Genomic DNA, 21,038 nt, shown 5'->3' with positions numbered 1-21,038 from the left:
GCCCGGGCGCGGTTTGGTGGTGCGGCGCGGTCAGAGGTGCGTTGCGATGTGCTCGCCGACCGCGAAGGCCCGGGTGATGGCCGAGCCAAGGGTTGCGCCGCCGCCGGGGTAGTTGTTGCGGAAAACCCCCGCGGAGACGTTGCCCGCCGCGTAGAGTCCCGGGATGGGCTGCCGGTGCCGGTCCAGGACGCGGCCGTTGAAGTCGGTGTCCAGGCCGCCGGAGGTTCCCAGCACGCCGGCGGAAATCCGGACCGCATAGAACGGGGCGGTCGCGAGCGGCGCCAGGCACGGGTTGGGAGTGTTGGCAGCGTCGCCGAGGAAGCGGTCCTGCGGGGTGGCGCCGCGATGGAATTCCGGGTCCATGCCCTCCGAGGCACCGGCGTTGAAGCGGGCCACCGTGGCGGTCAGCCCGGCCGGATCGATGCCCACCTTGCCGGCCAGCTCCTCCAGCGAATCGGCGGCCGTCATCCAGGCGGCCGGAGAGCCCGCGGCTGAGCCGGCCACCGGGTACTTCGCCAGATACGCAGCGTCGAACACGAGCCACGCCGGGTTGTTCTGCTGGCGGCCGGTCAGCGGGTCAACGGAGGCGAAGACTCGGCAGGCATCGTGGTAGTTCAGCGCCTCATTCACGAAACGCTTCCCGGCCGCATTGACGGTGATCGAGCCGGGAAGGGTCATTTCCACGTTCCCCATCCGGCCGGACCGCACACCGTCGTATTCGTGCGCGGCCTCGGAAATCACCGGCACTCCCCAGATGGCGGTCATGTCCGCCACGGCGGCGCCGGCCTTCAGGCCCAGCTCCAGGCCGTCGCCCTCGTTGGACGGCGCGCTGATGGGCGTCACCGGAAACGGCAGGAACGCCTGGCGGAGCCGCGGGTTCCACTCGAAACCGCCGGAAGCCAGTACGACGGCGGCCGCCGAGACGGTTCTGCCGGCTGCGGCGCCGCCGAGGGCCACCGCCCACTTGCCACCATCGCGGCCCAGGTCTTCGACCGGTGCGGAGACCGCAATTTCCACGCCGCGGTCCAACGCGCTCGCCAGCAGCGACGCCACCAGGGCGCCGCCCATGGTCCGCACGCCAGTGGCAGCCCGCCGGGACAGCAGTTCCGGATCCGCCGCACGGCCGTTGAGCTGGTCGCGCTCCGTCATGGTCAGGAGCGGAAAATAGGACGACGGCCGGATCGCCTCCGCGAGGCCCGGGTACCCCGACGGGTCGAAGGCGTCATTGTCCAGGCCGCGTCCGCCGTCGGCCGCGCCGGACCACTCCATGTGGTAGTCCGGGCGGGCGATCGGCGTCAGCGAAAGCCGGGTTTCGTTGTCGAGATAGGCGACGGCGCGCGGAGCAGTCCTGACGTACCATTCCACCTCCTCGCGGGTCAGCACGTGCCCGGCAGCCTCGGTGAGGTAGGCGACGCCGTCCTCGTGGCTGTCCCGGTAACCGGCCTGCCGGGCGAGGTGGTTGTTCGGTGCCCACATCACACCGCCCCCGGCGGCCGTCGTGCCGCCGAGCAGCGGGGCCTTCTCGGCCACCAGTACCCGCAGCCCGGCGCCGGCGGCCCGGATCGCGGCGACCAGGCCGGCGGCGCCGCTGCCCGCGACCACCACATCGTAGGTGCCCGAGATGTTCCCGGCGGCCGTGAGCAGCGGGCTTGCCGCCGGGCCGTCCACGGCTTCGATCCCGCTCACGCCCGCACTCCCGTGAGCGCGCCAGTTCCCGCCGGGCGAGCGGACTGCGAGGCCGGCATGTCCACCACGATCTTGCCCACCGGTTCGGTGCGGCTGCGCATCAGTTCGAAGGCCTGCTGCAGGTCCCCGAAAGCAAAACGGTGCGTTATCAGCGCGCCGGCCTGGTCCCGGTGCCGGGCCAGCAGTTCCAGCCCTGCCGGGATGAGATTCAGGCTGTTCCGGCTGCCCAGCAGGTCGATTTCCTTGAAGGGGACGGCATTCATGGGAACGGACGCGGTCCGCGCCGAAATCCCCACCTGGACGATCCGTCCGGCGCTTGCCACCAGTCGGACGGCTGTCTCCAGCGAGGACGGTACACCCGTTGCCTCAATGACCAGCTCCGGCCCGGACGAGTCCGTCACCGCATCAAGCCGGACGGCCTGGTCGGCGCCGGGGAAGTCCGAACGGGGATCCACCAGCAGCGTGTCCACGGCGCCGAACATGGAAGCCAGCGCCAGCCGGTCCGGCTCGGTGTCGGCGCAAACTACGCTCACTCCCAGGTCCGTCAGGTACAGCGTGGCGAGCAGCCCGATCGGGCCGCTGCCCAGCACCAGGGCCGTTTCCCCCGGGGACGGCCGCCCCCGGTTCACCGCCTGCATGGCGATGGACGCGGGCTCGGCCATGGCTGCGAGATCGAGTTCCAGGCTGTCCGGCACGGGGCACAGCTTCTCCACCGGCACGCTGAGAATTTCCACGAGGGCGCCGTCCGAATAGCACCCGATGCAGCCGATGTTCTCGCAGACGTTGAACCGGCCCAGTCTGCACGGCCGGCAGAGTCCGCAGTAGACCATGGGGCTGACGGCAACGCGGTCACCGGTGCGGATGCCGGCGTCGTTGGTTCCGATGGCCTCGACGGTGCCGGCGAATTCATGGCCCTGGATGACGGGCAGCCCGGCCGGATAGTCGTCCTCCCAGATGTGCAGGTCGGTGCCGCACAGGGTGACGTTGTGGACGCGGACCAGGGCATGGCCGGGTTCGAGGGCCGGCTCCGGAATATCCTCATACCGGATGGTCTCCCTGGCGACGGTGCGCGCGATCAGCATGGCCTGCTCCTAGTTCCGCGTGGTGGCGGCGGCAGCGTCGGCACCAAAGAAGACGTTCCACTGCCGGATGCTGCGCTGCTCCACGAGGCCGTTGAGATAGAACGGGTCCTGGTTCATCAGGGCCTCGACGTCGGCCTTCGAGTCAGCCTCGATGATCAGCAGCGCGCCGGGATCCTCCTCCGGCCCGAACGGACCGCTCTTCACCAGCGTGCCGCCGTCGAACTGCTCCTGGAGGAATTCCACGTGGCGGGGGCGGTGTTCGTCGCGGCCGGCGGACGAGTTGGCGGCGTAGGCGTAGGTGACGGCGAATGTTGCCATGGTGTGTCCTCTTCGTTGAGTGGATGTTCCCTCCATCGTGGCCACCGGGATTGTGCCACGTCCAACACTTATTTGGTCAATGAGTATGTGTGAAAGACACATAATGCACGACGCCGGGAGGCGGGGCGGGGTGCCTCAGCCGGCCTGGGTGCCAGCCCGTGGAGACCGGGTCAGCCGGCCGGCGTCGGGAGGACTTCCTCGGCGACGCCCAGGGCCAGTGCCAGGGCGGGGGAGATGCCGGCGGGGTTCCAGGCGAGGCCTGATTCGAGCAGGGGCGCGCTGCCGGTCAGCGGGATGAACACGGTGCCGCCCGGCATGATGCTGGCGACGGAGGAGGGCATCAGGCTCACCCCGACGCCGCCGGCAACGAGCGACAGCGCGGTGTACGGATCCGTGACTTCCTGTGCCACCCTCGGCCGGAAGCCGGCGGCCGCGCAGGCGGAGAAGATGGCCTCGCGGAGCGTGGATCCCTGGGCGGCGCGCATGGTGACAAAACCGTCGTCGGACAGTTCGGCGAGCCCGACCGCCGGCCGTTCGGCCAGCGGGTGGTCAACCGGCACGGTGGCGCCCAGTTGTTCGAGGGCGATGGTGCGGGTGGTCAGCCCGCCCGCGTCCAGCGGCAGCCCGACGAAGGCCAGGTCCAGCGAACCGTTCCGGAGCTGCTGCAGGGCGTCCTGGGTCAGCAGGCCGCCGGTGAGTGTCAGGTCCAGGGACGGGTAGCGGTGCCGGAGCGCCCGGGTCAGCGGGGGAAGGGTCCGGTGGTTCAGCGCCCCGGAAAAGCCGATGCTGAGCCGGCCATAGAACGTGCCCGGCTCGGTGACGGCGGAACGGCGGGCGAGATCAAGTTCGTCGATGACCCGGCGGGCGTGGGGAAGAAAGGCAACACCCGCCGTCGTTAGTGCCACCGAACGGGTGTTGCGCTCAAACAGATCCGAGCCGAGCTCCTTCTCGAGCTTCCTGATGGTCTGGCTCAGCGGCGACTGGGCCATGCGGAGGCGCTGGGCTGCCCGGCCGAAGTGCAGTTCCTCGGCCACGGCAAGGAACGCCTCGATCTGCCGAAGCTCCATGCAGTTCCTCCTGTGTCGTGGGACGGCAGAACTATCCCACGAAAAGGCAGATAATGCCCTCAAACCGGCAATTTGAGGGCATTATCTGCCAGTTCGCGCTTCGGCTCTGTGCTAGCGGACCGGGTTGCCCAGCTGCCGCAGCGGGGTCTTGTGGGTTTCGCGGGCCCAGTAGGCGCCGGCCACAGCCAGCAGGGACGAGGCCGCGACGATCCAGGCGGCGGGGCCCCAGTTGGCCTTGTCGGCTCCCACCAGCGCGGTGCCCAGCAGGGGAGTGAAGCCGGCGCAGAGAATGCCGACCTGCAGGCCGATGGCCATGCCCGAGTAGCGGACCTTGACGTTGAACAGCTCGGAGAACCAGGCCGGATAGATCGCGTTGGACATGGAGTACGTGCCGGCCGTGATCACCGTGCTGGCGAGGAAGATCATGGGGATGTTGCCGGTGGAGATGACGGAGAAGTAGACGAAGATCATCAGTCCGGATCCCAGGACGCCGGCAATGAACACCGGGCGCCGGCCAAAGCGGTCCGAGAGGCGGGCCAGCAGCGGCTGGCTGAACATGGCGATCACGTTGCCCAGGATGCTCACCCACAGCATGGTCGACGCCGGGACTCCGACGGACACGGCGTACGCGAGGCCGAAGGACTGCATGAACGTGTTGGTGACGGTCTCGAAAGACATCAGGGCGACCTGGAAGAACTGCGCCGGATGCGTCTTGAACATCTTGGCGAACGGAAGCTTCACAAGTTCGCCGTGGTCGTGCTTTTCCTCGAAGACCTCGGGTTCCTCAAGGGAGCGCCGGACCAGGTACGCGACCACCAGCACCAGGAGGGACAGCCAGAACGGGATGCGCCAGCCCCAGGCGAGGCGGTCCGCCTCGCTCATGGCGGCGACGGGGAGGAAGGCCAGGGAGGCCAGGACGATGCCCGCGGAAATGCCGCTCATGGCGAAGCTGGCGAAGAAGCCGCGGCGGCCTTCCGGGGCCTCCTCGGTGGACAGGGCGGAGGCGCCAGCGGTTTCCGCGCCGGCGGAGAGGCCCTGCATGAGGCGCAGGAGGACCAGCAGGGCGGGTGCCCAGTAGCCGGCGGCGTTGAAGTCCGGGAGCACGCCGATCAGGAACGTGGCTGATCCCATGAGCACCAGGGTCAGGACGAGGGTGTTCTTGCGGCCGATCTTGTCCCCCAGGTGCCCGAAGACGACGGCACCGAAGGGCCGGGCCACGTAGGCGACGCCGAAGGTGGCAAACGAGGCGATGAGGGCGACGGTGGGGTCGCCTGCGGGGAAGAAGATCTTGGAGAAGACCAACGACGCCGCGGTGGCGTAGATGAAGAAGTCGTAGTACTCCAGCGCGCCGCCGAGGAAGGCAGCCAGGGCGGCCTTCTTGGCGCGCTTGAGCTGGTACTGCTTCGCCTCAGCGGTCTGGGTGGGGGCTAGATCGGTCATTGCAGGGGTCCTTCCGCACTGAAAGACGGGGTCCGAATTGGTGATTTGTGCGTATCGCGAACAAGCGTGCGATATGCGACTAGAAAAATGATAGCGCAGAGTGAAGTGACTCACAATCCGTTTTCCCTGCCCTGCACCCTCCCGGGCGGTGGACCGTATTCTGGGTACGTCAGGAACAGCGCAGCCTCTACACGTCTGAGCGGTCATCGCTGGAGGTTGCCGGAGGATGCAGGGAGCCCATGGACGAACAGCCGGCCTACTTTGTGAAATCGGTCGAAAAGGCGTTCGACGTGCTCCGGGCCTTCACCCCGAACGCGCCCCGGCTGACGGTGTCCCAGGTGGCCGCGGCGGCGGATACCACCAGGGCTTCTGCGCGCCGGTTCCTCCTCACCCTTGCCGACCTCGGGTACCTGAGGGCCGACGGTGCGCACTTCGAGCTGACCGCGCGCTCGCTGGACATCGGACGGTCCTTCCTGGCCAACCTCGAGCTTCCGGCCATCGCGGACCGGCACCTGAAGGCGCTTGCGTCCGAGCTGAACGAGACCACCTCCCTCTGCATTCTGGACGGCGCCGACGTCGTGTATGTCGCCTGTGTGCCCTCGCCCCGGCTGCTCAGCGTGACGATCACCGTGGGCACCAGGTTCCCGGCCTGGGCCACTTCCATGGGGCGCGTGCTGCTGGGGGCCCTGACCGAGCCGGATCTGCAGGCCTACTTCGAAACCGTTCGGCTGCAGAAGCTGACAGAACACTCGGTGGCAAGCCTCGACCAGCTGCGGACAGAAATTGACCGTGCCAGGTCAAGGGGGTGGGCCATGGTGTCGCAGGAACTGGAAGAGGGGCTGCGCGGCGTGGCCGTACCGGTGTGCCGCGGCCATGACGTGGTGGCTGCCGTCAACGTCTCCCTGCAGACCCACCGGTCACCTGCCGAGGACATTGAAAAGTCCGTGGTGCCGCGCCTGCAGCAAGCGGCCCGGCAGATCGGCCTGGACTACGGTGGGGACGCGTCCGGGCTGCGGCGGGCCTGATGGCCAACTCGCCCTCCGGCGAATCCGTCATCCAGCGCGTGGTGAAGATCCTGGATGCCTTTTCGAAGGGCCGGCCGCGGATGTCGCTGAGCGAACTGGTCCGGGCCACCGGCATGTCCAGCAGCACCGCCCACCGGCTGGCCAACGACCTGGTGGACAGCGGGCTGCTGAACCGCAGCGAGGCAGGGGACTACGGCGTCGGCATGAAGATGTGGGAACTGGCGTCCCGCAGCAACCCGCTTGAGGAATTCCGGCGCCGGGGCCTTCCGTTCCTCGAAGGCGTCCACGCCGCTGTCCGGGAGCAGGTGTCCCTCTCCATTCCCGACGTCGGTTCCGGCACCGTGCTCTACCTGGAGCAGCTGGACCGCCACGGCACCGCCACCAACCTTGCCGCGGTGGCCGGCCGGCTCCTGATCCACAACACGTCGTCCGGCATGGCCATGATGGCGCACATGCCGCGCGACGTGCAGGAGCGGTTCCTGGCCGGGCCGCTGGAGAAAACCACGGAGGCCACGGAGACGGATCCGGTGCGCCTGCGCGCCCAGCTCGCCCTGATCCGGGAACGCGGATACGTCCGCATGGCGGGCGTCCTGGTGGAGGAAAACACCGCCTACGCCGTCCCGGTCTTTGGCGAGGGCAACAGCGTGATCGGAGCGATCGCCGTCGTAATTCCGACGGCGGACGAGGACCCCAAAGTGGTTCTTCCCGTCCTGGTGGCCGCGGGGCGCGGCCTGTCCCGGACCATGGGCGCAGAACGCCGTCCGTACGGCACGCGGCCCTGGCTTCAGGGAGCCTGACCGGCGCCCTCGTCCACCCGGGGCCGAACAGAGCCCGCGTCCCGTTGAATGGGAAGTTTTGCCGCGGCGCTTTTCCCTGCTCCTAGTGTTTTCCTCCAGAGCAACCCACCGGACACGGTGCACGCTCACCACTTTGGCCCCACCAACTTCGGTGGCGGCCGCCCTGGAAACTCAATGAGGAGAACCTATGGGACATGTCCAGCCCCCAACCCCCGCCGCAGAGACCGCCGTCCTGGAACGCGCGGACAGCCTCCCCGCGAAGACCCCGAAGAAGGCCGCACTGGCTTCCTTCCTCGGATCCACGCTGGAGTACTACGACTTCTTCATCTACGGCACGGCAGCAGCGCTGGTGTTCCCGAGGATCTTCTTCCCCGGCGGAGACCCGGTGGTTGCCCTGCTCGGGGCGATGGCCACGTTCGGCGTCGGCTATCTGGCCCGGCCCCTGGGCGGCGTCATCATGAGCCACTTCGGGGACAGGATCGGCCGCAAGCAGGCACTGATGATCACCCTGGTGATCATGGGTGTGGCCTCCATCGGCATCGGCTTCCTGCCCACCTACGACCAGGTCGGCTACTGGGCCACGGCGCTCCTGCTGGTGGGCCGGCTGGCGCAGGGATTCTCCGCCGGGGCAGAGGCCGCGGGAGCATCGACCCTGACCATGGAACACTCCCCGGAAGGACGCCGCGGCTTCTTCACCAGCTTCGTGATGACCGGCTACGCGTCCGGCATGGTGCTCTCCACGGTGGTGTTCATCCCGCTCGCCGCCCTCCCGGAGGAGCAGCTGCTCGGCTGGGGCTGGCGTGTCCCGTTCTGGCTGTCCGCCGTGGTGCTGCTGGTCGCCTACTGGATCCGCACCCGGCTGGAGGAGCCGCCCGTGTTCGAGGAGACGGTGGAAGCGAAGAAGCCCAAGGGCATTCCGGCGGCCGAGGTGCTGAAAACCCAGTGGCGCGACGTTCTGCGCGTGGCCCTGGTAATGCTGTTCTCCGTCATGCAGACCACCTTCACCGTGTACGCGCTGGCCTACGCCACCGGCAAGGGCATCGGCCTGGACCGGACCCTGATGCTCACGGTCAACGCACTCACCATCGGCCTGTCCATGTTCACCATCCCGCTGGCCGGCATCATCTCGGACCGGTTCGGCCGCAAGAAGGTGCTCCTGGTGGGCTCCCTGGGCTGCGCCATCACCTCGTTCGGCTACTTCTGGGCCATCAGCGAGCACAACATCGCCCTGATCTTCGTCTTCGGATTCCTGAACATGTCAGTGTTCTACTCCTGCTGGAACGGTGTGTGGACCGTCTTCTTCCCCGAGATGTTCCCGGCACCGGTCCGCTACTCCGGGATGGCCATCGGCAGCCAGGTGGGACTGATCCTCACCGGCTTCGCCCCCGCCATCGCCACCGTCCTTGCCCAGCCGGGCCCCGGCGGCTGGATCCCGGTGGCAGTCTTCACCGTAGCCTGCCTGGCAGTCTCCGCGATCGCCATCGCCACGGCCCGCGAAACCCACAGGACCCCGCTCGAGGAACTCGGCCTGCCGCGCCAACGCAGCTCTTTCGCCTCCCGCTGAACCCGGCACCGCCCCACCCAGAATGAAAGTTGGAACCATGACCCCGTCAGCAACCGCCCCCCGCATGTACCGAGCCGGAATCGTGGGCTGCGGCGCCATCTCCCGCAACCACCTCGAGGCCTTCGGCGCCCTGGACAACGTGCAGGTGGTGGGTGTGTGCGACATCGACCTGGACCGGGCCCGCGCCACCGCCCAAGACTGGGACGTGCCGCATGCGGTGAACACCGTAGACGAAATCCTGGCGCTGGGCGTGGACATCGTGTCGGTCTGCACGCCCCACCCGACCCATGAAGAGGTGGTGCTCAAAGCCGCGGCAGCCGGGGTACATGTCCTGTGCGAAAAGCCGATCGCCACCCGGCTCGGATCGGCGGAGCGCATGGTCGCCGCCTGCGAGGAGGCCGGAGTGCAGTTCGGAGCGCTGTTCCAGCGCCGCTTCTGGCCGGCCGCGCAGCGGATCCGTTCCGCCATCGACGACGGGACACTGGGCCGGCCGCTCATGGCCCAGTGTTCCGTAATGCTGCACCGCGCGCCGGAATACTACAACAGGGATGCGTGGCGCGGCACCTGGGAGAACGACGGCGGCGGCGTGCTCATGACGCAGGCCATCCACCAGATCGACCTGCTGCAGTGGTACCTCGGCGACGTGGCGGAGGTGTACGGGAAGGTCAACACCTACCGGCACGGCGGCTACATCGAGGTGGAGGATTCCGCCACGGCAGTTATCACCTTCACCTCCGGCGCCATGGCAACGCTGGAGGCGTCGACGGCGGTGTCGCCCAACCTGGGCATCCAGCTGCGGATCACCGGCGAAACGGGAGCCTCGGCATCACTGACGGAGTTCCCCGAGGGCAGTGACGGCCGGCTCGACCTGTGGGCCGTGGGGGAGAGGATCACCGTGGAGCCCGTCCATCCCGAGGGCGTGGAGCCGAACGTCGACCTTTCCACCATCAACGGCCAACTGATTCCGCACCACACCAGCCAGGTCCGCGACTTCGTGCAGGCCCTGGACGCCGGCACTGAGCCCGCCATCACGGGCAAGGACGCGCTGAAATCGCTGCGGATCCTGCTGGCGGTCTATGAATCCTCGCGCACCGGAGCCCCCGTCCGCTTCGCCGGTTCCGGGGCTTCACCGGGCGTGGACATACCGGCCGACGTCGTGACCCGGGTCCCGGCAGAAGCGGCAGGCTAGGCCATGACGGAGCACAACACCGGCCACGCCGCCCGCCCGCTCACCCTGGGCCGGAACGGCCGCACGCCGCGGACCCTCCGCAACCGGCTCGCCTCCGCTCCGATGGAACGGAACTACGGCACCGTGGACGGGCACATCACCGGGCAGTACATCGACTACCTGGTCACCCGCGCCAGGGCCGGCCTCGGACTGGTCACCACCGAAGCCACATACGTGCGGGCCGACGGCAAGGGCCGCACGCACCAGCTGGGCCTGCACACCGACGCCATGGTTCCGGGGCTGCGCAGGCTCACCGACGCGCTGCACGCGGAAGGTGCGCTGGCCGCCGTCGAACTTAACCACGGCGGCCGGACCGCCCAGGCGGCGGTGTCCGGGCACAAGAACGTGGCGCCGTCACCGGTGCCGTGCGCGGTGGCCGGCGGGGAGGTGCCGCGGGAACTGACCGCCGGGGAATGCCATGACCTCGTGGCGGCATATGCCGCTGCTGCCCGCCGGGCGGTGGCCGCGGGCTTTGACGTGATCAATATCCACGGCGCCCACGGGTACCTGATCCATCAGTTCATGTCCCCCATCTCCAACCACCGCACGGACGAGTTCGCCGCCCCGGAGCACTTCCTGAACCTGGTCATCGACGCCGTGCGCGAGGCCGCGCCGGACGCCCTCGTCGGGGTGCGGGTGTCCGTCGTCGAGGGCCCGGCGGACGGCATCAGCGCCGAGGAGCAGGTGGCGATCATGGCCAAAGCGCACCTGGACCGGCTGGACTTCCTGGACCTGTCCGCCGGCAGCTACGACGCCGGGGAATGGATCGTGCAGCCCGGCGAATGGAAGCCCGGCCTGCTCCGGGACTACGCCACGGCCTACCGCCGGTTCGGGCTTCCGCTGGGCATGGCCGGGCGGCTGAACTCGCCGGCCGTCATCGAAGAGGTCCTCGGCGACGGCGTCTGTGATTTCGTCAGCCTGGCACGGGCCATCCACGCCGACCCGGCTTTTGCGGGCGGCGTGCTGCGGGGCGAGACGTACCGCCCCTGCATCGCCTGCAATGTCTGCATCGATACTCTTGGCCAGGGGCAGGTCACGTGCACCGTCAACCCGGCGGTCGGGCGCTCGCGGGTCCCGCTTCCGACGCCGGGGGTGCGCCAGGGCGCCCGGGTGGCCGTGGTGGGCGCCGGCCCCGCCGGCCTCACCGCCGCCCGGGAACTCGCACTGTCAGGCGCGCAGGTCACCGTGCTTGACGGCGGCGCCCGGCTCGGCGGGCAGCTCGCCCTCGCGGAACGGATGAAGTCCACCCCGGATTTCCACCGCTTCACCGACTGGTCCGCGGCCGAGAACGAACGGCTGGGCATTGATGTCCGGTTGGGCAACCAGGTGGATTCCCGCGACTTGGGGGCGCTGGTCCGGGAAACGGGGGCCGACGCCGTCGTGCTGGCCACCGGCGGGACCCGCCCGGGTGCAGGTTTCCCCGGCGCGGACCTGCCCGGCGTGGCCGACGTGCGCGATTGGCTTGCCGCCCGCCCCGAGGTGCTGCACCCCGATGCCGGCGGGGACGTTCCGGAAGCCGTGACCATCTGGGGTGCGGACTCGGTGGCGATGAGCCTGGCCGACACCCTCGCGGACCGCGGCACCGCCGTGCTGCTGGTGGGCCCGCAGGAGGTGCTCGCTCCGGAATCCGGGCGGCGGGCGAAGATCCTTGCCGTGCCCCGGCTGGAACAGAACCCCCGGGTCCGGATCCGGCTGGGTGCCACGATCGAGGAATACGACGGCGGCCGGATCCGGATCGCCGGAACGTCCCGGGACGGGGCCGACTCGGAGTGGCTGGACGCGCCGGGGAGCCTGCTGGTGTCCCGTTCAGTGCTGCCGCTGGACGGTTCCATCCCCGCTGAAGACCGCGAGGCAGTCCTTGCCCGCGAGGCCGGCGTGCCGGTCGTGTTGGCCGGAACGGTGGTGGACCGGAGCCCTGCCATCGCCTCCAACGCGGTGAAGAGCGGCTACGACGCAGCGCAGCGCATCGCCGCAGCCCTTGCCGCCGACCCTGCGACGCCCGAGACCGAACCCGCACCCCGCCCCTACGAACCCGTCGAACTCAGCATGAACGGAGCAGCATCATGAGCGCACCGCGCCGCCCGCTGGGCCTGGCCCAGCTGTCCCTCCTCAACACCGCCCCGCCGCAGCTGGTGGCCGTCGCCGCGGAGGCCGGCTTCGATTTCGTCGGTGTGCGCGTCCGTCCCGTCACCGCTGCCGAGCGCCCGTACGACCTGCAGCCGGGGTCGCCGATGCTGAAGGAGACCCTGGCCCGGATGGACGACACCGGGGTCACTGTCCACGACATCGAGTTCCTGCTGCTGGACGGCACCGACCAGCGCGACGCGTGGCTTGGGATGATGGCGGCGGGGCAGGCCCTCGGTGCGGCATCCCTGACGGTGGCCGCGTCCGATCCCGACACTGCGCGCCTTGCCGACACGCTGGCGCGCATGACGGAGGACGGCCGCAACCACGGCATCGTTCCCACCCTCGAGCCCATCTCCTACCAGGCGGTGCACTCCATCCCGGACGCGGTGGCCCTGGCCCGGACCGCCGGCTGCAACATCGTGGTGGACGCACTCCACCTGAACCGCTTCGGGGCTGTCCCGGGGTCCGCGCAGTGGCGGGACCTCGAGGCTAACTGTGACCTGGTGCCGCTGCTGCAGCTGTGCGACGGGCCTGCAGCGCGTCCGGCCGACCGTGCGGCGCTGGTGACGGAGTCCCGCTCGGAACGCGGTGTTCCGGGCGAAGGCGGCTTCGACCTGGCCGCCTTGGTCAACGCTTTCCCCGCCGATGTTCCGGTGAGCGCCGAGGTGCCGTCGGACAGCACGGTCGCCCGGCTGGGCGAGCTGGGCTGGGCACGGAAGCTCAGAGCCGCATCGGACACCGTGCTGCAGGCCGCAGACAACCTCCAGAAAGCAGGAAGCAAATGAACGGGGCAGCTCAGGAAAGCCAGGAAGTACAGGAAAGCACGACGGTGGAACTGGCGCCCGGCGTCGTCATTCCCCTTATTGGCCTGGGCACCTGGCCGATGACCGGCGGGGAGGCTGCCGACGCCGTGGCCCGCGCCATCACCAACGGTTACCGGCACATCGACACGGCTGAAAATTACGGCAATGAGGAGGCCGTGGGTGAGGGGATCCGCCGCAGCGGCGTCCCCCGCGGGGACCTGTTCCTGACCACCAAATTCAACAGGCAGTGGCACGGCAAAGCCGGTGTGCGCGAGGCGTTCGGCGCGGCAACCCGGCGGCTGGGCACCGGGTATCTGGACCTCTTCCTGATCCACTGGCCGAATCCTGCCGAGGGGCGGTTCGTCGAGGCAGCGGAGGGGCTCACCCGGCTGGCAGAGGAGGGGCTGATCAGGTGCTGGGGTGTTTCCAACTTCAAGCCGGCCCACCTGCGGGAACTGCAGGCGGCAGGCCTGGAAAGTCCCATCAACCAGGTGCAGATCGATCCCGAACACCAGCAGCTGGACCAGCTGGCCTTCCACCGTGGGCACGGCATCGTCACCGCCGCCTACAGCCCGCTGGGCCGTAATGGCGGCTTCCTCTCGGCGCCTGCGGTCACCGGTCCGGCCGAGGCATACGGCAAGACACCGGCGCAGGTGGTGCTCCGCTGGCAGGTCCAGTCCGGCCGGGTGGCCATCCCCAAGTCCGCCGACGACCGGCGGCAGCGCGAAAACCTCGACGTCTTCGGCTTTGCCCTCACGGAGGCCGAAATGGCCGGCATCGACGCCCTGGACACGGGCGCACCGCCGCGGCTCGACTCAGACGAATTCGGACACTGAAAGAAGTACTGGAGCAAGAGATGACTTTCCCGACAGATGCAACAACGCCGTCCGCGGCCGGAGCCGGAGGGTCGGCCGGAGCCGGTGCGCCGGCCGGAAGCCCCGACACTCTGACCTGCGACGCCCTGAACTGTGACGTCCTGGTGGTGGGCTCCGGCGCGGGCGGCCTGGCCGCCGCCGTGACGGCCGCGTACCACGGGCTGAAGGTTGTGGTGGTGGATAAGGCGGACGTGTGCGGCGGCGCCACTGCATGGTCGGGCGGCTGGGCCTGGGCGCCGGGCAATCCGCTGGCCAGGGCCGCCGGCGTCAGCGAGGACAAGGAGACCTTCCGCACCTACCTGCGCGGTGTCCTGGGGGCCGACTACCAGGCCGACCGGGTGGACGCATTCCTGGAGGCTGTGCCGCACATGGTGGGCTTCTTCCACCAGAAGACGTCGCTGCAGTTCGTTCCGGGTGCCAAAATCAACGACATCTACGGCGGACTTCCCGGCGCCGGGACCGGGCACCGCTCCGTGGGGCCCAAGCCGATGAACGCCCGGCGGATCCGTCCAGAGGTGCGCGCCAAGCTCCGGCATCAGCTGTATGAAACCTCGTTCCTGGGAATGGGCATCATGGCCGGACCTGATCTGGCCAAATTCCTGTCCGCGTCCCGGGGCAATCCCCGCGGGCTTTTCCATGCAGGCTGGCGCTTCGGCCTGCACATCCTGGACCTGGTGACGCACCGGCGCAACATGCAGCTGGTCAACGGCACGGCCCTTACCGGCCGGCTGCTGCAGTCCGCAGACCGCTTCGGCGTGGACATCCGCGTCTCCACGCCCGCCCGCCGCCTGCTGACCGACGGCAGCGGCAAGGTGACGGGCGCCGTCGTCGGAACGTCCGCAGGGGAGCTGCGGATCAACGCGGCACGCGGCGTGGTCCTGGCCGCTGGAGGCTTCCCGCACGACGCGGAGCGCCGGCAGACGCTGTTCCCGCACACGCCCACCGGACGAGAACACTGGACGCTGGCGCCTGCCGAGGCCAGCGGCGACGGCATCAGCCTGGGCCAGCAGGTGGGTGCCCGCTTCAGGGCCGACGTGAAATCCGCAGCCGCGTGGTGCCCGGTGTCGCTCGTGCCGTACCGCAGCGGCCGGACCGGCACGTTCCCGCACATTATGGACCGCGCCAAGCCGGGCAGCATTGGGGTCCTCCGCAATGGGAAGCGGTTCGTCAACGAAGCCAACGGGTACTACGACTACGTGGCGGCGATGCTGGAGGCCACGCCGGCGGGGGAGCAGGCGGAGGCCTGGCAGATCGCCGACTCCCGCTTTGTGCGCCGCTTCCCGCTGGGCATGGCCAAGCCGCTGCCCGTGCCGCTCTTTCCCTACCTGCGCTCCGGCTACCTGAAGAAGGGCCGCACGCTCGAGGAACTCGCAGAGCGGTGCGGCATCGACCCCGCCGGGCTGAAGGAGACGGTGGAGCGGTTCAACCGCCATGCGGCCGCCGGCGCGGACCCGGACTATGGCCGCGGCTCCACGCCCTTCAACCGCTATGGCGGCGACGCCGCCGTGAAGCCGAATCCGTCGCTGGGCCCCATTGAGAAGGGCCCGTTCTACGCCGTGCGCGTGGTGCCGGGCAGCTTTGGCACGTTCGCCGGACTGGATGTGGACGGTCGCTCCCGGGCCCTGGACGACGGCGGCCGGCCCATCCCGGGGCTGTATGTCGCCGGCAACGACCAGGCCAGCGTGATGGGCGGGCACTACCCGGCCGGCGGCATCAACCTCGGCCCGGCGCTGGCGTTCGGGTACGTCGCCGGACGCGACCTGGCCGGCGCCGTTGAGTACGAGGACGACGGGACCGTGCCCGCGGACTCCGGCGTGGGGGCACTGTGAGCGGCAGCCTGCACGGCCATTGACTTCGTTCCTGTACGGTCATATCCTACAACCAAATGGTTGTAGATCAGCTTAGCGATGCCGAACTCGACCGCCTCTTCCAGGCGTTCGCGGACACCACCCGGCGGGACATCATGCGCCGGGTGGCGGTGGGCGAGTACTCGGTGACCGGCCTGGCGGCCCTCTACGCCATGAGTTTTGCCGCCGTTCAGAAGCACGTGGCGGTGTTGGAGCGCGCCTCCCTGGTCACCAAAGAGAAGCGCGGAAGGGAGCAGATCGTGCGGGGCAACCATGACGGCCTGGAGAAAGTCCGCCGGCTGCTTGATGAGTACGAGGTGATCTGGCGGCAGCGCGTCGCCCGGATTGCAGACATCCTCGCTGAAGAATAGGAAGGGTCCGGCAATGACGGTTATCAGTTCCACCAAGAATCCCGAGGCGCTCAGCTTCATCCTCGTGGCCGAGTTCAACGCCGACGTGAAACGCGTGTGGCAGATCTGGGAAGACCCGCGGCAGCTCGAGCGCTGGTGGGGTCCGCCCACCTGGCCGGCAACGTTCAGCCAGTACGAATTCACCCCCGGAGGAGAGGCTTCCTATTACATGACCGGCCCGGAAGGCGAAAAGGCCGGCGGCTGGTGGCGCATCACCGACATCCAGGCACCGAACCGCCTTGAGTTCGACGACGGCTTCGCCGATGATAACGGCGCTCCCGTCGAGGCCATGGGCAGCGCGCATGCCACTGTCACGCTGGAGGACATCGGCGGCCGCACGCGGATGACCGTCCAGTCCGTCTTCGAATCCGAAGAGCAGATGAACACGATGATGGAGATGGGCATGGAGGACGGCATGAGGGAGGCCGCCGGACAGATCGATGCCCTCCTGGCCGAGCACACCCGCGCCTGACGCGCAGCTCCGGCAGGCTCCAACTGCTCCGGCTTAAACGCAAGAGGACGACGGCGGGAATGTCCCGCCGTCGTCCTCTTGCGTTTTGTCCGGGGTGCTGGTTACAGCGCACCGGTGTTCAGGCTGAGCGTGAACGTGTTCGGGCCGGTGAGGTGGACCGCAACGTCATTCTTGTGGGCGTTCGCCCGGCTCGAAAAGTCGTGCACCAGCGATTCCAGCGTGTGGTCCACTGCGGAACGGTCCCAGATCTTGATCGTCATTGATTCAGTGTTGTCAAAGGTCATTTCTCAGTGCTTTCGTGTCTGGGCATAGCGCCAATGCGATGCCGCGGAACGGGTCGGCCCAGAGAACGCTCGGAGGCCTAAGGCAGCTCGACGAGCTCACCGGTTTGGCCTCATTGCGTCCACCAGGATTTTGTTGTGTTTGAACTTCTAAGCTCGAGTTTGGAAAGCGTATTCCTACCGGGCTTCACTCTATGATGCACAGGCGGCGGAAGGCTTTTCAACCGATTTGGCCCCAAACGGTGGGTGAGGTTTGACACATGCCGCCCGCGGTGCGTATGAGACGAGACCCGCCCCACGTTCAGCGCGAACGTACACTTGAGGCCCCTAGGAAGCGGTTTCCAGGGGCCCCAAGTGTACGTTCGCGTGGGGTGGCCGAGCCGAGGACGCCGTCGTCCATCCGTTGCGTTAGCCGGTAGCGGCTGAGCCGATAAGCGCCAGGACCGAGCCGGAGGTGATCACGTCGCCCGGGCTGGCGGCGACGCCGGAAAGGATGCCGCCCCGGTGGGCGGGGACGCTGGTCTCCATCTTCATGGCCTCCAGGACCACCACGGGATCGCCGGCGGTCACGTCGGCACCCGGCTCCACGAGCCACTTCACCACGGTGCCGCTCATGGCGGCCCGGAGTTCCGCCGGGTCAGTGGAGACGCCGGAGGAAGCGCCGTCCGGGGAGCCGCCGCCGGACGGCCCAGCGGCGGAAGCCCCCAGGCCAGCGGGAAGCGCCTGGCCTGAACGCGCCCAGCCGTCCAGCAGGTCAGCCGGAAGCCCGACCGCGAGCCGGCGGCCGTCCACCTCCACGGTGATGGTCCGCCGGCGGCCGTCGGGGCCGGTGGGGCTGAAGTCGGGATCGGTCGGGATGCTGTCGGCGAAGTCCGTTTCGATCCAGCGCGTGTGGACGTCGAGGCCCGTCTCGGAAACGAAGTCCGCGGCTTCCACCACCGCGCGGTGGAACGGCAGGACGGTGGCCACGCCGGTGATGCTGATCTCGGCGAGGGCGCGGCGGGCCCGGCGCAGGGCCTGCTGGCGGTCGGCGCCGGTGACGATCAGCTTGGCCAGGAGCGAGTCGAACTGCGGTGCCACGAAGGAACCGGAGCGGACTCCCGTGTCCAGCCGGATGCCGGGGCCGGTGGGTGCGGTGAAGTCGCTGACGGTGCCGGGGGAGGGCAGGAAGCCGCGTCCCACGTCCTCGGCGTTGATCCTGAATTCGAAGGCGTGGCCGCGCGGGGCGGGATCCTCGGTGAAGTGCAGCCGTTCCCCGGCGGCGATCCGGAACTGTTCCTGGACCAGATCGATCCCCGTGGTTTCCTCGGTGATGGGGTGTTCCACCTGCAGCCGCGTGTTCACCTCGAGGAAGGCGACGGTGCCGTCGGCGGCGACCAAAAACTCCACCGTCCCCGCGCCCGAGTAGCCGGCTTCCCGGCAGACTGCCTTGGCGGCGTCGTAGATCTGGGTCCGCTGCCCCTCGCTGAGGAACGGCGCCGGGGCCTCCTCCACCAGCTTCTGGTGGCGGCGCTGGAGAGAGCAGTCGCGGGTTCCGACGACGACGACGTTGCCGTGCGTGTCGGCCAGAACCTGGGCTTCCACATGGCGCGGGCGGTCCAGGTAGCGTTCCACGAAGCATTCGCCGCGGCCGAACGCGGCCACAGCCTCACGAACGGCGGAGTCGAAGGCTTCCTCGATCTCCCCCATATTCCGGACCACCTTCAGGCCGCGGCCGCCGCCGCCGAAGGCCGCCTTGATGGCGATCGGCAGGCCGTGCTCTTCGGCGAAAGCTCGGGCCTCCGCCGCGGATTCCACCGGTCCGTCGCTGCCCGCTACGAGCGGCGCCCCTGCACGGACGGCGATCTCGCGGGCGGTGATCTTGTTGCCGAGCTGGCGGATGGCCTCCGGCGACGGACCAATCCAGGCGAGTCCGGCATCCAGCACGGCCTGGGCGAAATCCGCGTTCTCGGACAGGAAGCCGTATCCGGGGTGCACGGCGTCCGCTCCGGCCCTGGCTGCGACGTCGAGCAGCTTGGGGATGTTCAGGTAGGTGTCCGCCGGGGAGTTGCCGCCGAGGCTGAAGGCTTCGTCCGCGGCGGCGACGTGCATGGCGTCCGCGTCGATGTCTGCATACACGGCCACGGAGGCCAGCTGGGCGTCGTCGCAGGCCCGGGCGATGCGGACGGCAATTTCGCCGCGGTTGGCAATGAGGACCTTGTGCATCAGTTACTCGCTTCTCTTTCTGGAGCTTCTTCGGAGGGGCCGGCGGGGGCTGCGGCAGTTTCGGGGGCGATGCGGAAGCGGATGCTCCCGCCGATCGGGACCTGGGCGGCCAGGTCGAGCTGGTGGTCCACCACTACGCCGATCACCGGGTAGCCACCCGTGATGGGATGGTCGGCGAGGAAGAGGACGGGCAGGCCCTCCGGGGGCATCTGGATGGCACCCGCCACCGTGCCTTCGCTGGGCAGCTCGCCGGTGCGGCTGCGCTGCAGCGGTGTTCCCTGCAGCCTCATGCCCACGCGGTTGGACTCCGGCTTGACAGTCCAGTCCTGGCCGCACAGGGAGTCGATCGCGGCCTGGTCGAACCAGTCCGCACGCGGGCCCGGGACGATGTCCAGCACGGTGACCCCGCCGCTCGGATAGTCGGGCTGGATTTCCGGGCTGCCCACGACGCCGGACTCGGCCGCGCCGCCGGAGGGCAGCAGCTGGCCGGCTGCCAGCGGCTTCGGCCCGATTCCGGACATGGTGTCCGTGGAGCGGCTGCCCAGCACCGGCGGCGCGTCGACACCGCCCCGGACAGCTATGTAGCTGCGGAAGCCGGCGTCAGGAACTCCGATGGTGAGGATTTCGCCGTCCAGGAGGGCGAACGGTGCGGCCACCGGAACGGTCCGCTGCCGGTTCTGTGAGTCGCCGTTCTGTGTCTCGCCGGTGTCCGGCGCGTCGGGGGAGGCCGACGGCGTTACGACGGTGAGTGCCGACGGCGCCCCCGCAACGGCCAAAACCTGGTCACCGACGGCCTGGACCCTGAGCCCGCCGGAGACGGTCTCGATGGCGGCTGCCGACGGCGCGTTCCCGACCAGGCGGTTTGCCCGGCGGAGCGAGGCCCGGTCCAGAGCGCCGGCAGCGGAGACGCCGAGGGCTGAATGCCCCTGCCGGCCCAGATCCTGGATGAGGCTGTGGATTCCGGGCGCGAGGACGCGGAGCCCGGAGGTGGCTGCCGGGGCTTGCTGCTGGCTGTCGGTTTGCCGGGTGTCCTGGCCTGCCAGCTGGACCACATCGCGGACGGCGCGGAACTGGACCCGGTGGCCCGGACTGGCAAGCGCCGGTTCGGGGCGGTCGAGGTCCCACATCTTCGCTCCGGTGCGGCCGATCAGCTGCCAGCCTCCCGGAGACTTTCGCGGGTAGACGGCCGAGTAGTTCCCGGCCAGCGCCACCGATCCTGCCGGGACCGCGGTGCGCGGGGAGCTGCGGCGGGGAACCTCCAGCGCCTGGTTCTCGCCCACCATGTACCCGAAGCCGGGGGCGAAGCCCGCGAAGGCAACGGTCCAGATCTGGCCGGTGTGGGCTGCGATCACGCCGTCGGCACCGAGGCCTGTCAGCTGCCCCACTTCGGCGAGATCCTCGCCGTCGTACACGGTATCTATGACCACCAGGCCGCCGGCCTGCTCCGCCGGTGCCGTGAGGTCCAGCTCCAGGAGGGCCTGCCCGATCCGCCGGGCAGCGGCGGGAGATTCGGCCCTGACCATGACGGTCTCGGCGGCGGCCAGGACATCCTGCTGGCCCGGCAGCGGCGCGTCGAGGAGCGCGGCCTGCAGGGCGAGCACGTCCTGCGTTCCGGATACTTCGGCGAGGACCGTGCGGGTTCCCACCGGCCGCACCGCGCGGACCCTTCCGGGGCGGGGAGCATCCGGGCGGACGGTGTCCGGGGGCGCGGTGTTGGTACCCGTGGTGGTTGGACGGGCGGTGTTGTGGCGGGCGGCCGCCGCGGGCTGGCCGAATGATGCAAAGGGCATGTCTACGTTAATGTTTGCCAT

At 69.1% G+C, this 21,038-nt stretch carries 18 protein-coding genes; 10 read left to right on the top strand and 8 right to left on the bottom strand.

The features are described from left to right. Positions 1-30: 30 nt before the first annotated feature. The 5 genes from ARGLB_RS22240 to ARGLB_RS22220 form a co-directional block, all read right to left on the bottom strand. Complete coding sequence (locus ARGLB_RS22240; RefSeq protein WP_003806444.1) at positions 31-1,686, bottom strand: FAD-dependent oxidoreductase; 1,656 nt, start codon at positions 1,684-1,686, stop codon at positions 31-33. Beyond that, a complete protein-coding gene (locus ARGLB_RS22235) occupies positions 1,683-2,768 on the bottom strand; it encodes an alcohol dehydrogenase catalytic domain-containing protein (protein ID WP_003806443.1) in 1,086 nt (361 codons plus the stop codon). Before ARGLB_RS22235 ends, ARGLB_RS22240 begins: the two co-directional genes overlap by 4 nt. 9 nt (positions 2,769-2,777) lie before the next feature. Beyond that, positions 2,778-3,086, bottom strand: a complete 309-nt coding sequence (locus tag ARGLB_RS22230; RefSeq protein WP_003806442.1) for a YciI family protein — start codon at positions 3,084-3,086, stop codon at positions 2,778-2,780. A gap of 170 nt (positions 3,087-3,256) precedes the next feature. After that, positions 3,257-4,153: a LysR family transcriptional regulator gene (locus ARGLB_RS22225; protein WP_003806441.1), complete on the bottom strand. Its 897-nt coding sequence runs from the start codon at positions 4,151-4,153 to the stop codon at positions 3,257-3,259. Between the two features lie 111 nt (positions 4,154-4,264). Beyond that, positions 4,265-5,593, bottom strand: a complete 1,329-nt coding sequence (locus ARGLB_RS22220) for an MFS transporter (RefSeq protein WP_003806439.1) — start codon at positions 5,591-5,593, stop codon at positions 4,265-4,267. 239 nt (positions 5,594-5,832) lie between these two features. Here ARGLB_RS22220 and ARGLB_RS22215 point away from each other — a divergent pair, with 239 nt between their 5' ends. From ARGLB_RS22215 to ARGLB_RS22170, 10 genes are all read left to right on the top strand, one after another. Further along, a complete protein-coding gene (locus ARGLB_RS22215; RefSeq protein ID WP_003806438.1) occupies positions 5,833-6,618 on the top strand; it encodes an IclR family transcriptional regulator domain-containing protein in 786 nt (261 codons plus the stop codon). Beyond that, positions 6,618-7,415 (top strand): IclR family transcriptional regulator, encoded by a 798-nt coding sequence (locus ARGLB_RS22210; RefSeq protein WP_003806436.1) that lies wholly within the window; start codon positions 6,618-6,620, stop codon positions 7,413-7,415. Before ARGLB_RS22215 ends, ARGLB_RS22210 begins: the two co-directional genes overlap by 1 nt. A 187-nt stretch (positions 7,416-7,602) precedes the next feature. After that, entirely contained in the window at positions 7,603-8,979 is a 1,377-nt protein-coding gene (locus ARGLB_RS22205; RefSeq protein WP_003806434.1) for an MFS transporter, read from the top strand. Positions 8,980-9,016: 37 nt separating this feature from the next. Beyond that, complete coding sequence (locus tag ARGLB_RS22200; protein WP_003806432.1) at positions 9,017-10,168, top strand: Gfo/Idh/MocA family protein; 1,152 nt, start codon at positions 9,017-9,019, stop codon at positions 10,166-10,168. Between the two features lie 3 nt (positions 10,169-10,171). Next, a complete protein-coding gene (locus tag ARGLB_RS22195; protein ID WP_003806431.1) occupies positions 10,172-12,274 on the top strand; it encodes an oxidoreductase in 2,103 nt (700 codons plus the stop codon). Then, entirely contained in the window at positions 12,271-13,119 is an 849-nt protein-coding gene (locus tag ARGLB_RS22190) for a sugar phosphate isomerase/epimerase family protein (protein WP_003806430.1), read from the top strand. Before ARGLB_RS22195 ends, ARGLB_RS22190 begins: the two co-directional genes overlap by 4 nt. After that, on the top strand, positions 13,116-13,973 hold the full coding sequence (locus tag ARGLB_RS22185; RefSeq protein ID WP_003806429.1) for an aldo/keto reductase: 858 nt from the start codon (positions 13,116-13,118) through the stop codon (positions 13,971-13,973). The genes ARGLB_RS22190 and ARGLB_RS22185 overlap by 4 nt, the downstream gene beginning before the upstream one ends. Before the next feature lie 20 nt (positions 13,974-13,993). Then, a complete protein-coding gene (locus ARGLB_RS22180) occupies positions 13,994-15,841 on the top strand; it encodes an FAD-dependent oxidoreductase (protein WP_003806428.1) in 1,848 nt (615 codons plus the stop codon). Positions 15,842-15,897: 56 nt separating this feature from the next. Next, positions 15,898-16,230, top strand: coding sequence for an ArsR/SmtB family transcription factor (locus tag ARGLB_RS22175; RefSeq protein WP_003806427.1), 333 nt, complete (start codon positions 15,898-15,900; stop codon positions 16,228-16,230). Between the two features lie 13 nt (positions 16,231-16,243). After that, the gene (locus tag ARGLB_RS22170) at positions 16,244-16,741 is read left to right on the top strand and encodes an SRPBCC family protein (protein ID WP_003806426.1); all 498 of its coding nucleotides are present in this window, start codon (positions 16,244-16,246) and stop codon (positions 16,739-16,741) included. A gap of 101 nt (positions 16,742-16,842) precedes the next feature. Here the strand turns inward: ARGLB_RS22170 and ARGLB_RS22165 are convergent, their stop codons facing one another. The 3 genes from ARGLB_RS22165 to ARGLB_RS22155 form a co-directional block, all read right to left on the bottom strand. Continuing rightward, positions 16,843-17,025, bottom strand: coding sequence for a hypothetical protein (locus tag ARGLB_RS22165; RefSeq protein WP_003806424.1), 183 nt, complete (start codon positions 17,023-17,025; stop codon positions 16,843-16,845). A 405-nt stretch (positions 17,026-17,430) separates the two neighbouring features. Further along, positions 17,431-19,227 (bottom strand): ATP-binding protein, encoded by a 1,797-nt coding sequence (locus tag ARGLB_RS22160; protein ID WP_003806423.1) that lies wholly within the window; start codon positions 19,225-19,227, stop codon positions 17,431-17,433. Beyond that, a complete protein-coding gene (locus ARGLB_RS22155) occupies positions 19,227-21,038 on the bottom strand; it encodes a 5-oxoprolinase subunit B/C family protein (RefSeq protein ID WP_003806422.1) in 1,812 nt (603 codons plus the stop codon). Before ARGLB_RS22155 ends, ARGLB_RS22160 begins: the two co-directional genes overlap by 1 nt.

The organism is Arthrobacter globiformis NBRC 12137 (assembly GCF_000238915.1).
Classification (GTDB): domain Bacteria; phylum Actinomycetota; class Actinomycetes; order Actinomycetales; family Micrococcaceae; genus Arthrobacter; species Arthrobacter globiformis.
The sequence above is the reverse complement of the archived record's forward strand: the minus strand, read 5'-3'. Positions and strand labels throughout refer to the sequence as shown.